This window comes from Microvirga pakistanensis (assembly GCF_004458765.1).
In the GTDB taxonomy this organism is placed as follows: domain Bacteria; phylum Pseudomonadota; class Alphaproteobacteria; order Rhizobiales; family Beijerinckiaceae; genus Microvirga; species Microvirga pakistanensis.
Map to the genome: position 1 here is coordinate 83268 of NZ_SPJX01000710.1, position 13907 is coordinate 97174.

A 13907-nucleotide genomic window follows, 5' to 3' on the forward strand; every position below is an offset into this window, starting at 1 on the left:
AACGCCTCCTTCGCGGCGGACACTCCATCCAACACTGGAGTGCTAGACCATCCAACAAAGTCGCAACTTCTACACTGATGAGCCGAGAGACTAGGGAGGAATGACCGATGCCGCAACTGCTCCGCACACTGGTGATCGCAGCGCCACTGGCGGCCATATCAAGCGCAGCATTCGCACAGGCATGCGCGACCCTGGACGACATGGGTAAGTTCAAGAACACTTTCGTGTGCCCGGTGAAGAGCGGAGCCAAGATCAGGCCTAGTGACGCCTGCGCGCCAAACGGCGGCGGCTCATTTCGGGCGGGACGCGAGGGGAACCGCTATCATAACGCGCTCGACATGAACGCCGCTGAGAAGACCGATGTGCTGGCGACAAAACCCGGCAAGATTGCCGTCGCCGATGCCAACTTCGGGAAAATGGGTGCTGCTGTCATCATCGACCACGAGGATGGCGACTATTCGGTCTACGGTCACTTGAATGAGGTCAAGGCGAAGAAAGGCGCCTGTGTAAAGGCGGGCGACCTGATCGGCACGGTTGGTTTTACTGGCAACGGTGTCTGCCTGAAGGAAAAAGGTCTCAGCGCGCATCTCCACTTCGCTGTCATTCGAGCCGCCCAGATGGGACTCGCCGATGTCGACAAGCCCATCGGGAGCGCTGTGAAAAACGGGAACGATTGGTTGGAACTAGCCAAAGAGATCTTCCCGGGAGACAACCTCGATCTCGGTATCAAGGACCCGGAGCTCATCCTCACAAACGTAGCTGGTTGTCTTAAGTAGATTTGACCTATGTCCGGAGTAGGCGACTGTGACCGTGCGAAGTATGAAACAATCTGTCTCGGAAAGTAGCGGGAGGTCAGCGGTGATAGGTAGGTGCGTGTTGGACAGGCGGCAGGCGCTGCATCAATGTTAGCGCCAAAGAACGGAAAGATGTTCCTCATCGGAAGCCCGGTCGTGACCCCGATCACGAAGGGATGAGCCGACGCGGGAGGCAGATCCTCAGTGAAATCAACCCGTGATTCCACAGCATTCATGCAACTGGAGGGAGTGATGCTTGTCCATCGCTCCAGGTTGATCTAAGAATGCGGCAAGGCGCATCCATCAAGTATCGCCTAGTGGCCGCCAGTTCGTTGGCGACGCGCAATCAATCCGGGGGCGTGTCTTCTTCTTTTTCTTCTTCTTCCTGCCAGATTTTTACACCTCCGGGGAGTTCCCGGACGGGAGCTTCCTAGCACGGTTGAGCCGAATCGATGCTCTGAGCTCGGCACCCCATAGGCGGCTTTCATTTGAGTTCGACGCGGTGGGCAAGCCGCATGATGGCAAAGACGTTGCTGTGGCCAAAGCCATTGAGAACGGAGAGGCTACGTCCAAGTTTGGACTGATCCGCGTCGTGACCACGTTGAACCATTTCGAGAACGTCTCCGGTCGAACACCTCGGATCGGAGACTGGTTCGAGTTTAAGCTTGCTCCAAAAGGCAGTCCCACCACTCGACGTCCCAGGATCGGAATACCGACTTGGTACGCTGGGCTAACCGGATCGGGGTATACGACCTACTCGACCGGCCACACGACTTCGATTGATTTCCTGGTAGATGATGAGGCTGACGGCCCGCTTCCGTCCAGTTTGGGAGCGGCAGTCGTTCTGACAAAACGGCTCCCATCTTCCATCTCGAACGCGTGCAGCCTGACCTCAATTGCCAACCAATCTTCGCCCTCCACGGTTCTACGGCAGCTATCTGGATCGCGTCCAGCCTCGGATATCGTTGTGTTCGATGTCGGCCAAGCGAGTTTCAACCAAGTTAGAGACGCATCGGGTAAGGCAATTTTCTTCTACGATGTTGGTCTCCCGATATCCTTCAATCGGCACACCGCCCCGCCGGAGTTGGCTTTTCATATGAGCGAGGGGGCTCCTGTCGTCCTTTCTCATTGGGACTGGGATCACCTCCATGCTGCTCTTAGGTTTCCGGCTCTGCTGGAGCGGCCCTGGGTCGTGCCCAGACAAAAGCTTGGTCCAGGCGCGGCTCGCCTCGCACATATCTTGGCGGCCAAGAACAACCTGCATGTGTGGACAAGCGGGCACGCGCAAACATCGTTTGGGATACTGAGCTCCTGCTCAGGCCCCTACGGTGATCAGAACAACTCGGGGCTCGCTGTTCAAGTGAACCTGAGGCGCGGTCGGACAGCCTTGCTGGTGGGGGATGCGGATTACAGTGCTGCGCGAATAGGGGGACGTTCGCTGAACCCCGACTACTTAGTTGCAACCCACCATGGAGCATTGTTCTCTGGAGGGGTTGTGTCCGTTCCCCGACCTTCGGCAATAGGTGATACCTACGTCCTCTCCTTCGGGGCAGGAAACGTGTACCGACATCCGCACGATGTGGCACTCGATCTTCATAAACGTGCAGGCTGGCGGCATGAGCTAAGCACCGCGGCCAGGCACGGCTCACCGCGCGGCGACGTGATTCTCCGTTCCTGATGCACAAGGCCCGCAACAGCTCAGATTTGCGCTTCGCTCTCAAAGAGTCTCTGTTTGAGCCTTAGATTGCAAGCACGGGGCAGCTCGCGACCCGGAATATCGGGAGACTCTACCAAATATTCCGTTTTCTAAAGTGGGTCAGTATCCTGCGTGACGGGTTGATTATTCGCTAAAGTGATGCCGCGGTGCGTGCCGTAAGAGGCAACGGCAAATGATCTTCGCGGGAGTGCGGTCGCCAACGATTGCCTCCTGCCATTCCTCAGAAATCCGTTCATACCGTCTACCATTGTGATCGGAGCGCCTTTCGCACCTCCGGCGCCACCCTCGTTCCGAAGATTTCAATCGCCTTCATCAGCTTGATGTGGTCCATCACGCCAATGGCCATCTGAATCAGGAAGCGGTCGAACCGGAAGATCTCATGCACCGCTAGGATCTTGTCTGTCACCTCCGCAGGGCTTCCGACGAAGAGTGCGCCACGTGGTCCCCGTGCCACGTCGAACTGCGCACGGCTGGTCGGCGGCCAGCCGCGTTCCCGCCCAATCCGGTTCATCACCTCCGCCTGTGGGGCATAGAAGGTGTCGGCAGCCTCTTGCGTAGTGGTGGCGACAAAGCCGTGCACGTTGATCGATGTCTTTAGGGCTGCCGGATCGTGGCCTGCGCGCTGGGCCGCCTGCCGATAGAGGTCGAACAGGGGTGCAAAGCGCGCTGGCTCTCCCCCGATGATGGCGAGCGCCAATGGCAGATTGAGCACCCCGGCACGAGCAAGGGACTGCGGGGTCCCGCCGACCGCGATCCAGATCGGCAGTTTCTCCTGATAGGGCCGCGGATAGACGCCACGGCCTGTGATCGGGGGAGTATGTTTCCCGCCAGGCCAGCTGACCTGCTCGCTTTCGTTGAGCTGCATCAGGAGTTGCAGCTTCTCGGCAAAGAGCGTGTCGTAATCATCAAGGTCGTAGCCGAAGAGCGGAAAAGACTCGATGAAGGAGCCGCGGCCGGCCATGATCTCGGCTCTGCCCTGGCTGAGATTGTCGAGGGTGGCGAACTGCTGAAACACACGGATTGGGTCATCGGAGCTGAGCACCGTCACGGCGCTTGTCAGCCGAATGCGTCTTGTCTGGGTCGCTGCGGCTGCCAGCGCCACAGCAGGCGCTGAAACGGCATAGTCGGGCCGGTGATGCTCGCCGAGACCAAACACATCCAGTCCCGCCTGGTCGGCCAGGACAATCTCTTCCACCAGGTTGCGGAGGCGCTCCGCCGGGCCAACCTGGCGTCCCGTCACCGGATCGGTGCCCACGTCGCCGAAGGTGTAGAGTCCAAGTTCCATAAGAATGGGCCTCCCATAAGGCCTTTGCCCTAGTCATAGTCCCGACGTCACAGCCATCAGCTGCCCTTCAAATGGCAACCCCACAGTGCCCTTCCGATGCCCCGTGCACCAGACACGGTTTACGGCTGGCTGCTGCCGGCTTCCTTGGGAGGGTACCTCATGCACCCAAGTCTTTCGACGCGGGCCACAACATACTTCACTCCCCGGCCGACCGATTTTGTTCCCTTGAGCAAGCTTGTGTCTCCGCAAGGCAAGCAGCTCAGTCTGAAGGTCGATTTCGCCGCTCTTAACGAGGCGAATGATAGTCCGGAAGTACCCGCCAGGATTTAGGATGCTGTGTTTGCCGCTTGAGACATCGTCGTCATAGAGTTGCAGGACGTAGATCACGGCTGTTGCAGCATGGATGGCTCCGATGGCCTCCATAGCTTCAGTCCAGGCGCTTGGGTGGGCTCCCAAGGAGGCTCGAAGGAACCGTCCGGCCGAAACAAGATCGACAACATCTCGGATCGGATGAGCACAATCAGAGATCACAGGACACGCTTCGACGATCAAAGCTGGTAGCGGCAGCTGAGTGAGTAAAGCGCTTTGAGCAGCAAGCTCCGTGTCATCCTGGTGACCATTGTGACAAGTCTCACTCAAGGATTCATTCTCTGCCTCAATGTGTCGGCATGTCGTGCCGTCACAGCTTGCCTGATAGAAGGATTCTTCAGCGAGCTGTCTGATCTCGTTCCAGACCTCGACGAGCCCGGCCGGGAGTGTCGCCCCGGAGCGTTTTGGGGTGCGAGCTTTCAGTGTACTGAGGCGGCTCTCAAGAGCAGCACGATCAACAGCGGGGTAGTACTGCGCCAGTGCACTCAAAGCCGCTTCAGTGGCACGACGGCAGACCGTGATCTCGTCAAAGGAGCGCTTTAGAAGTTCCTTTCGCTGCTGTTGCTCGGCGGTGGCGGCGGCCCACTCGCCTCGGCGTGCATAGAGCGGCGTCAGATCGAAGCCGAACGCATCGATAACAGCCCCCTTCTCATCCCGAACGGCATAGCGCTTGCCGTTTGGGGAGTCCTTCGGGATGAGCACTTGAAGCTCGATCAGAGCCCGGATGGCATTGCGGATCGATCGCTCCGACAGTCCGGTGGCCGCCGTCAGCCGCTGGTTGGACGGCCAGACGAGAAGCCTATTGATGTGGTGTTCGCCCCAACAGACGACGAGCTGGCTCAAGACCAGTCGTTGCGGCGCGCTCAGACGGAGCGCCCTTTCAGCATCACGAGCAGAGGCTGAAAGCTCCTTTCGTGTAACAGTGCGCCCAGGTTTGAGCGCAAACTTCCTCGCAGCCAGAGCAGCATGTCTCAGCCGCCGGCCTCCAGACGATGCGAGTTGCATCGCGTCCCTCCAATGTGAGGGCAAAGCGGGAGCGTTCACCGAAACCGATGTTCTTGACATGCAGCTTGTCGGGATGGCATAAGGAGGTTGCTACACCATTCCTGTCGCCGATCCCTCGGTGACTCCAAAGGCCCTCGAAGTTTCCAGCTTCGTGGGCCTTTTGCTTTGCCTAGCCTTAGTTCACGGTTGTCTTCTCCCGTTCGAAGAGTGTTGCGAGGTCGGGGATGATCGCAGTCCGATGAGACCGACGCGCTCTCTTGTGCCGGCACTGATCTCGCTACCGGCTTCTTCAAGCACCAACACAACGATCTTCCGGAAGTCCGTCTGGCGAGGGACCTCTCGGAAGCACTGATGATCTTGCTGCCTTAAGCTATCGGACGTTGGGTACCCCACTCTCTCGCAACACATGAGAGATGAACCGATTCGGTGTTACATGTGGAGTCGCTCTGTAAGAATCGATTAATCTTGATTGTGATTTCCACTGAAAAGCTGAGTCAGAATGAGTCGAGCGCTCGGATGCATCCAGTCACGTTGCAGTGGATTTACCGCATTTCGACCATTTAAGACTCAAGCTATTTCCAAGTTCTGACAAAGATAGATTCAGATAGACTCTGTATTGCCAGATAACTTCTGTGCTACTCAGCTCAACGACAAGAGACTACTTTTGAATATCGTCGTATAACTCTAAAGCCCCATGATCCAAGAGGCCTGCTCCTGGCGCATGAGCTAAGGGCACTCCATTTTAGAACCTTCTGACCCAGGATGCGGGACAATCCCACATCCCAGTCTCTTCTCCCGCGCCTCTCGGAGGGGTCGTACAGTCAGCTCACAGGCTCTGTGTTCTTGGCCGAGCCGAACCAGCTCTTGATTTTGGCGAACATGGGATGGTCAGCCACCGAGGTAGGTGTTGCAGCGTTCTGCTGAACGACAGTCATGCGTGTCCTCACCTCCTCCGGCTCCAGCAAGTCAGCCTGGCGTCCAACAGCGAGCGCACCTTCGAGGATATCAAGCCGCGCTCGGAACGGGAGATGGTATCTCAATCGGGAGGAGATATAGAGTTCCCGTTTGCGCTCAACCTCCGGTGTGTCGGCGCAGGCTAGACGGGTCACGAAGGGTAGCAGATGCTGCCGCTCCTCATCAGTGGCCTCATCGTTCAGTTGCATCGCCAGCGCACAGATCGGGCGCGAGAAGCAGTCCGGCATGTCTTGCACGGACCGGACGGGACGGTATGGGAAACCCGCGACGAGGGCGGCTTCGTTGATGCAGGTTCCGCCGTCCTGGCCAGGGAACGTATGCGAGCCCTGTTTCAGCTTCCAATTCAGAATGTGGTCGAAGTTGTCCATGGCAGCCATCCTTGTGGCGTGCCCCCACCCTCGAATGGTGATCTCCTGCCACCCCGGCTGTCAATTGTCAGGAACAACACGGTCAATTGGATCGCAGGAAGGCCGGATGTTCCTTAAAACGGAATCGCTCACTCAAGAGCGTCGGATCTTTCAGGAGGAGCCACGGCACTACAGATCCCGGAATCGTCAGCCCTTTATTGGTGTTGGCGATCCGGCTCACATGATGTTTGGTCGGAGCCGTCTATGATCGGAGTTGCACCAATATAGATGCGGGACATGTGGAAAACACACTAGATCCCTAGGCTGAGCCCCTTGATCCAGCAATACTCAGCCCCGCTTGAGACGGCCGAAGGATCGTGTACCTCCCTCTATGACGAATGCATGCCCCTTCTGTACCGTCGAGATCGGCCGAATCGCCTTCTCCGATGAATATGTTGTTGCCATCTGGGACGCTTTCCCAGTATCGCCCGGGCACCTCCTTATTGTCCCGCGGCGGCATGCGGCAACCTGGGGCGACCTTGACGACGTCGAGAAGAACGCTGTCTGGCAATCCGTCGACAAAGGCATTGAGGCGATAAAGCGCCTCCACTCACCAGACGGCTTTAATGTCGGCTTCAATTTCGGGGAGGCGGCCGGTCAAACCGTCTTTCATTTCCATCTTCACGTGATCCCCCGATACCTGGACGACGTCCCGGATCCCCGTGGTGGGATCCGGCATGTGATCCCGAGCAAGGCAAATTATCTTTCACCCCAGGCGTCCTCCCGCGTAGAGCAGCAGCGGCTTGTGACTGGTGGTGAAGACCACTTCCTGCCTCACCTCCTCGTCCATATGGATCAGGCCACTGTGTGCGATATTGCCGTGGCCTTCCTGCTAGACAGTGGCGCTAGGCTCATTGTTGAGCATCTGAAGGACTTCCTGGTGCGGGGCGGTCGCGCTCGGATCCTTGTCGGCGACTATCTTAATGTGACGGAGCCAGTCGCGCTTCGTCGATTGGCCGATCTGGAGGGCGACCTCACACTTCGCGTCTACGAGACAGCCTCAAGAGGATTTCATCTCAAGTCTTATGTCTTCTTGACTGACAGCGATGGCGTCGCCTTCGTTGGCAGTTCCAATCTTTCGGAAGCTGCCCTGACCACGTCTATCGAATGGAACTACAAGGTCGTCTCAAGCCATGACACGCTCGGTTTTTCGGAAATTCGGGGCGGCTTTGAGGAGCTATTCGACGACCATGCTTCGGTACCGGTAACTCCAGACTGGATCGACCTGTACGAACAGCGTCGCGGTATCCCGGGCCTCCAGGAGGCAGGGGTCGCCTTTGAGGCACCGCTCGCCCCTCCTGAACCTCATTTGATCCAGCGCACAGCGCTCACTGCTCTGGAGCAGACCCGTGAGGATGGTTTCACGGCTGGCTTGGTCGTTCTCGCCACAGGCTTGGGCAAAACCTGGCTCGCTGCCTTCGACAGCAATCGAGCCGAGTTTCACCGGATCTTATTTGTTGCCCATCGCGAGGAGATCCTGAACCAGGCCATCGCGACGTTCCGGCGCGTTCGTCCAAATGCTCGGATTGGACGGCTTTCAGGTGAACACCAAGATACCGACGCTGATCTCCTATTCGCGTCCATCCAGACGCTGGGTCGCGTGAACCATCTCTCCCGGTTCCAGCCGCACGAATTCGATTACATCGTTATCGACGAGTTTCACCACGCCGCCGCGGGCACCTATCGTCGCGCGATCGATCACTTCCAGCCAAAGTTCCTTCTAGGCCTGACCGCCACTCCTGAGCGAACAGACGGTGCCGACCTTCTAGGGCTGTGCCAGGAGAACCTTGTCTTCCAGGCCGGAATCCACGAGGGGATCAAGGGCGGCCACCTCTGTCCGTTTCATTATTACGGCATTCCGGATGAGGTAGACTATCGCAATATTCCGTGGCGGAACGCTCAGTTTGATCTGACTGAGCTGACGGCAGCGGTCGCAACGGAAGCCCGGGCGCGGAATATCGTCGAACAGTTTCGAAAGCTAGGCGGCCAGCGGTGTATCGCCTTTTGCTGCTCGCAGACTCATGCTGATTTTATGGAGGATTTTTTTGTCCGGGAGGGAATTCGGGCTGTTGCCGTTCATTCCGGCCCGAACTCCTCTCCTCGGGCAACTTCGCTGAGCAAGCTTGAGGCCGGCGAACTTGATATCATCTTTGCCGTCGACATGTTCAATGAGGGTGTCGATGTTCCAAGCATCGATACTGTGCTGATGCTGCGACCGACTGAGTCGACGATCATTTGGATGCAGCAACTCGGGCGTGGCCTCCGTAAGTCTGACGGCAAGGACCACCTGACAGTCATCGACTATATCGGGAATCACCGTGCCTTCTTGATGAAGCTCAGAGCGATCGCCGCTCTCGCGAACCGAGATGCCGAGACAAGTGGCCGGCTCAGAGAAGTTCTAGAGGGGCTGATCTCGGAAAGCATCAGCCTGCCGCTTGGTTGCGAGGTGACATACGACCTGACTGCGGTTGAGATCCTCAGGCAGCTTCTTAAGCCGACTGGCACCGAGAACGCTCTCGAGTCCTTCTACCGAGAGTTCGAGGAGCGACATGGGACCCGGCCAACAGCCGTAGAGACCTTTCACGCGGGCCTGAACCCGCGAAGCAACAGTGAGAGGTCCTGGCTCAGGTTTGTTGATCGTATGCGTGGCTTTGATGATGGCGAACGCGCAGTGTGGGCGGCCCACCAGGATTTTCTGACGAGCCTTGAGAAGACGGAAGCCACACGCAGCTACAAAATCGTCCTCTTGTTGGCCCTGTTGGACGGGGATGATCTCCAAGTTCACTCTTCGCTAGATGTTCTCACACGGCGCGTCGCGAACATCGCGTCCCGCATACACAAACTCCAGGAGGACTTCTCGGTCAACCTGTCCGACGAGAAAGCGCTCAAGGACCTCCTACTCAAGAACCCGATCAACGCATTTTTGAACGCCCGCGGAACCGGCGGCATTCCCTACTTCCGCCTTGATGGCAACCAGTTTGGTTTCGGATTCGACGTTGTTGACCCTCCTGCGCTCGGGCGCCTCCTCAGGGAGGTTGTCGATTGGCGCCTGGGACAGTATCTGTCCCGTAGCAACGACTCCCGTGCAGACCTTGTGTGCCGGGTCGCCCGGAACGCCGCCGAGAACCCTATCCTTTTCTTGCCTTCCACATCTGGGTCACGCGCCTTGGAAGAGGGACAATTAGAGATCTCGGTCGACGGTCAGCCCATGGTGGCGACTGTTGCCAAGATTGCGATAAACGTCGTGCGTTCGGCCGGGGATCCTACCAACCAACTGCCAGAGATCCTCCGGAGGTGGTTTGGCGGTGATGCTGGACTCCCTGGAAGGGGTGATCGTGTCCGTCTAGGCTTGCGAGACATTGGCTGGGTGATGGAACCGATGGGAACGGCCGGCCAAGTGGGCGAAGGACTAAAGCTTTGGGAGCGCTACTCGCGCGAAGCTATCCCAGCAGCCTTCGGCCTCAGCTTCGATCAGGCGACGTGGAATGCTGGCTTCGTTCCCAAGTCCCCGCATCTGTTCCTCCTGGTGACATTGGAAAAAGACGGCATGATGGGCGAGCACCAGTATGCCGACCGCTTCATCTCGGATGTCGAGTTTTCCTGGCAAAGTCAGAATCGAACAACCCAGATGTCAAAACATGGTCAGATGATTAAAAATCACAAAGAGATGGGGATCCATGTGCATTTGCTGGTGCGGCGAACAAAGAAGACCGGTTCGAAACCGACACCTTTCACGTACTGTGGCGAAGTAGACTTCGTGTCCTGGACTGGCGATAGGCCTATTACCGTCACCTGGCGGCTTCGGGAGCCAGTTCCATCACGAATTTCAAACTTGTTTGCTCTCAAATAGACCTGCTCTTCGAACCAGGAATCAGCATGGCATTTGAATGCTCAGCAAAAGGTCAGTCTCTGTTGATCAGCGATGTTTACGCTCGGACGCAAAGTCCCGTTCTTCGCTTGCCTCCAAATATTTCGGAGCGTTTCAATTCCTGGTCTTGAGATCGGAAGGTGGAATGTCTCACCTCGGCAATATTATGGGTATCTGAAAGGAGCCTGTGTTTCTACGTGACTTTGGCACCACCCACGTGATCCCCCCGCTTCAAAGGCAAGGCTTACAAACTCGGCCAGGACGACAGGAGCTGAAATAATCCTGCTGTGGCAGTCCGCTGGTTTACGCAGGCCGAATTTGTAGCCTCCATACAAATTCCTGATCACAGGGTATACCGATTTGGGAGAGGCGCCGCGAAGAAACTTTATACCCGTCAAACTCCAAGTCGTATTTGATGTGTTCCTCAATCCGTCGCACATTCGCCTCATCCCACCTCTGCCATCGCACGCTCTTGGAAGTCAGACCCATGCTGACGGTGAGGTAAGACCCGGGGACCTGGAACATTAGAAAGTCGGCAAGGTCCGTCTCACGGTCCCTCGTTGTGCACCAAAGGCGGCTGCGCCGATAGAAGTTCAGACGTGATTTGGGCGGCCACTTAAAATATTCATGCATGGGCGTTCAGTCTTCACCCCAAGCTTTCCGGAGAGTCCCAACCGTTGCATCGGACCGGAGCTTCCGGCCATCAGGATTGATCAACCTCACAGATCCCGAAGGCAATCCAAATGTTGTCTCAACAGTCGCTTGAAGTCCGCCGAGTGTCGCGTCGGCTCGCGCCTTACGGTAGCGTGTGGGCATCTCCTGGCGGGTGGCACTCTGTGAGGGGGTCTTTTGCCCCTGGCGGTCGATAAGCTCCATGTGACCTTTTTCGTCAAACCGATACGAGTGCCGCTGCTTGAAGCTGCGCATTGCCTCCTCCTTCACCATCTCCTGTTGAAGGAACTCGACCATTTCATTGTTCTTGTCGGTATCATTGGATCTGATCGCAAAGCCCAGTGCTGTTAGTCCCTGCTTGTCCTGGAGAGAAAGGTCGGCGCCCAAAGCTAGCAAGTCTCTTGCGATGGTAAGATTCCCCCGTCGAGACCCGAATAATCCCGAACCCTTGGCTGCGAACATGAGCGCTGTTCGCCCATCGTCATCTTGAGCGTCTACTGAGCTCCGCAAGCGTGCCGCCACTTCAGCGTTGTAGGCTCGGAACCAGACCATAAGGCATAGTGCTGTACGGCCTACGATTCCTGTCTTTGCGGTTGGACGCGCTCCTCGCGCCAGAAGGATATCCGATATTTTCGCAGCGGCTTTCTTATCTTCCAGCCGAACGGCTATCGATAATGGGGTGTCCCCTTGCTCATTGACTAGATCATCGAGGCGCACTGATCGTTCATCAATCAGCCTGAGAACCTGATCCGGATCTGCATCTCGAATTGCGCGGAACAACGAATGTGGAAACACCGTCTGTGTAGGGACGAGTGCTCCAGAACAGGTTGGGCAGCGGCTGTCGGCGCAGCTTTGGCATACCTTCTCATAGGAGCTGCCACACCCCTCGCAAGTCTTGCGCTCAGCGCCTAGTGCGGGCTGAGCGCACAGGCCACAGGAGCCGACAGGAAACCTAACAGTCATACAACCACCAACTCAAGTTATGGGTAGTGCGGAACAATTCACTACTTGCATATGTGCTGACTGCCTTCCAGCACTACGGAGTGGATAGCCCTGGGTTTGAACAGGAGTTAGATACTCGGACCATGCTCCAGCATGTGCGGGTCCATCACTTTGCTCCATCAGCAGTCCGCCAGTGTTGCATCGCGCTCGCCTACAAAGACTCGCATTCCGTTTGAATCAAGATCCTTTAGCGCTGTCAGACCATATCCTTTGTCACAGGAGATGGAGTTGGAGGCTGCCACTCAGGAGGTGGAGGAGGAAGAGGGATAGAGCTTGGAAGCTTATATCGGTCCCAGTGAAGCCCTCGACTTGTGAGACCCAAAGCAATCACAAAGCGGGGATAGTCATCATCTTTTGTGCCAGGCGGTCGGGGAAGAAGGCGCACGCTATAGCCGCCAACTCCGATCTGGTGTTGATTGAGATCATTGGATGTGCGGAGGAAAAGCGCCTGATACCACTCGGACCGCGCTCCGCCTCCGCCTAGAAAGAGGGGGATGACAGGGTACTGGACATTTGCAAGCGTCCGAAGGCCTGGACGCTCTCCATAGAGATCGTCGGAGAATGGAGTCTGACATTTTCTTCGGGTTTGGGATACGACGCTGTGGAGCAGAACTTGAACTTTTCGCTCCAGGTCGCCCACAACGATCCTTGGGGTTCTTCCACCCAGAATGATCTGTTGTTCAAGGCGCTCCAACATGGTCTGACGTTCACGTGCGCTTCTTGGTTTCTTTCCCATACATGTGAGCGCATGTCGGGCAACAGCCATCGTCCCGAGACTATTGACCTCCGCAGCGTAGATGTCGAATTTTGGTCCGTCGGGCTGACGCTGGAGTCGGAAGGCACTTCCGTCGAGTGTGCCACCACCAATATCAAAGAATGCATAAAGGCCAGGCGCCGTGTTCTTGTCCTCTCCGAAATGAGCAAGTGCGGCGGTTAGTTCTGGTGCAACCTGGATAGGCAGGTCGTCCGAGGCGCTGGGCAAGGTCTTGAGGGAGGCTTCATAGTCCTTGACTAACTCGTTCAAGCTAGCTGGTTGCGCCTTCTTGTCCTTCCACGACCATGCGACACCACACATCTCTTGAAAGATCGCATTGACGGTGCTGTCGCAATGTTTGACAGGCACCCCGACGTTTACCGTCCAGGTGACGCGCCGTCTGGCGCCAAGATCTTTCTTCCGGCGGGCTGCTTGTTGAGCTAACCGGATCACGCCCGCAACATAGAATGCTGAAAGCGCTCTGATGGCATTCGCATGTCCTGTGTCGGTGGTTGGCAGGATCGATCCAAAGGTGCCGCCCTCCGGCTCAGCCAATTGCATCTTGAGATATTCTATGTGGCTCTTGGCAGAACGGGGCGAGAGATCTGGTGGGTAAATCAGGTTGTCTGATCCCACAGTTAGCCTGGAGGGAAGGAGCCTTTCGGCCGTGCTCCCCAGTGCTAGGACTTCGCGCAGCTCGACATGGGGGAGATAAAGCGCAACCTTGGTGAAGCGGGTCCCAAAGTCGATCCCAATATAAGCATCGACCGAGGGAGCGGTGGACCTCCTCACGCTACGTGGTTTAGTCTCTACGATGATAGACGACTTAACGGGTATGGGGGCTAAAGCCGAGGGATTAGGAGCCTGGGCTTCAATGGTTGCTTTGGACGGCTTTCGTCGTTTGGGCTTTTCGACTGCTGAGTCCGGTGGAGCCTTGATTGGCTCGCCGGTCGGCTGTTCCGGGATTGGGGCTGCTTTGGAAGAAGCGCTGGGATCGGAGTCGGCCGGCTTATACCCCAAAAATGCTTTTCTGATCCTGTCCTTGCGACTGTCTGCCAT

General features: G+C 56.9%; 7 protein-coding genes. 2 read left to right on the forward strand and 5 right to left on the reverse strand.

Annotation, left to right across the window (positions count from 1 at the left end; genetic code table 11):
• The first annotated feature begins 107 nt into the window (after positions 1-107).
• Complete coding sequence (locus E4K09_RS27160) at positions 108-776, forward strand: M23 family metallopeptidase (RefSeq protein WP_134500728.1); 669 nt, start codon at positions 108-110, stop codon at positions 774-776.
• Positions 777-2752: 1976 nt separating this feature from the next.
• Here the strand turns inward: E4K09_RS27160 and E4K09_RS27165 are convergent.
• The 3 genes from E4K09_RS27165 to E4K09_RS27175 form a co-directional block, all read right to left on the reverse strand.
• Positions 2753-3796, reverse strand: coding sequence for an LLM class flavin-dependent oxidoreductase (locus tag E4K09_RS27165; RefSeq protein ID WP_134500729.1), 1044 nt, complete (start codon positions 3794-3796; stop codon positions 2753-2755).
• Between the two features lie 33 nt (positions 3797-3829).
• Positions 3830-5230 (reverse strand): plasmid replication protein RepC, encoded by a 1401-nt coding sequence (gene repC / locus E4K09_RS27170; protein ID WP_342211373.1) that lies wholly within the window; start codon positions 5228-5230, stop codon positions 3830-3832.
• Between the two features lie 761 nt (positions 5231-5991).
• Entirely contained in the window at positions 5992-6513 is a 522-nt protein-coding gene (locus tag E4K09_RS27175) for a hypothetical protein (RefSeq protein WP_134500731.1), read from the reverse strand.
• 370 nt (positions 6514-6883) lie between these two features.
• On the opposite strand from E4K09_RS27175, the gene E4K09_RS27180 reads away from it, so the two are divergent.
• Entirely contained in the window at positions 6884-10402 is a 3519-nt protein-coding gene (locus E4K09_RS27180) for a DUF3427 domain-containing protein (protein WP_134500732.1), read from the forward strand.
• 657 nt (positions 10403-11059) lie between these two features.
• Here E4K09_RS27180 and E4K09_RS30910 read toward each other — a convergent pair.
• Positions 11060-12055: an ankyrin repeat domain-containing protein gene (locus tag E4K09_RS30910; RefSeq protein ID WP_134500733.1), complete on the reverse strand. Its 996-nt coding sequence runs from the start codon at positions 12053-12055 to the stop codon at positions 11060-11062.
• 235 nt (positions 12056-12290) lie between these two features.
• A complete protein-coding gene (locus E4K09_RS27190; protein ID WP_134500734.1) occupies positions 12291-13907 on the reverse strand; it encodes an acetate and sugar kinases/Hsc70/actin family protein in 1617 nt (538 codons plus the stop codon).

Excerpts from the sequence above, each read along its gene's own strand:
- E4K09_RS27180 (WP_134500732.1), top strand. The coding sequence starts at position 6,884 with ATGACGAATGCATGCCCCTTCTGTACCGTCGAGATCGGCCGAATCGCC.
- E4K09_RS27175 (WP_134500731.1), bottom strand. The coding sequence starts at position 6,513 with ATGGACAACTTCGACCACATTCTGAATTGGAAGCTGAAACAGGGCTCG.
- E4K09_RS27165 (WP_134500729.1), bottom strand. The coding sequence starts at position 3,796 with ATGGAACTTGGACTCTACACCTTCGGCGACGTGGGCACCGATCCGGTG.
- E4K09_RS27160 (WP_134500728.1), top strand. The coding sequence starts at position 108 with ATGCCGCAACTGCTCCGCACACTGGTGATCGCAGCGCCACTGGCGGCC.
- E4K09_RS30910 (WP_134500733.1), bottom strand. The coding sequence starts at position 12,055 with ATGACTGTTAGGTTTCCTGTCGGCTCCTGTGGCCTGTGCGCTCAGCCC.
- repC (WP_342211373.1), bottom strand. The coding sequence starts at position 5,230 with ATGTCAAGAACATCGGTTTCGGTGAACGCTCCCGCTTTGCCCTCACAT.
- E4K09_RS27190 (WP_134500734.1), bottom strand. The coding sequence starts at position 13,907 with ATGGCAGACAGTCGCAAGGACAGGATCAGAAAAGCATTTTTGGGGTAT.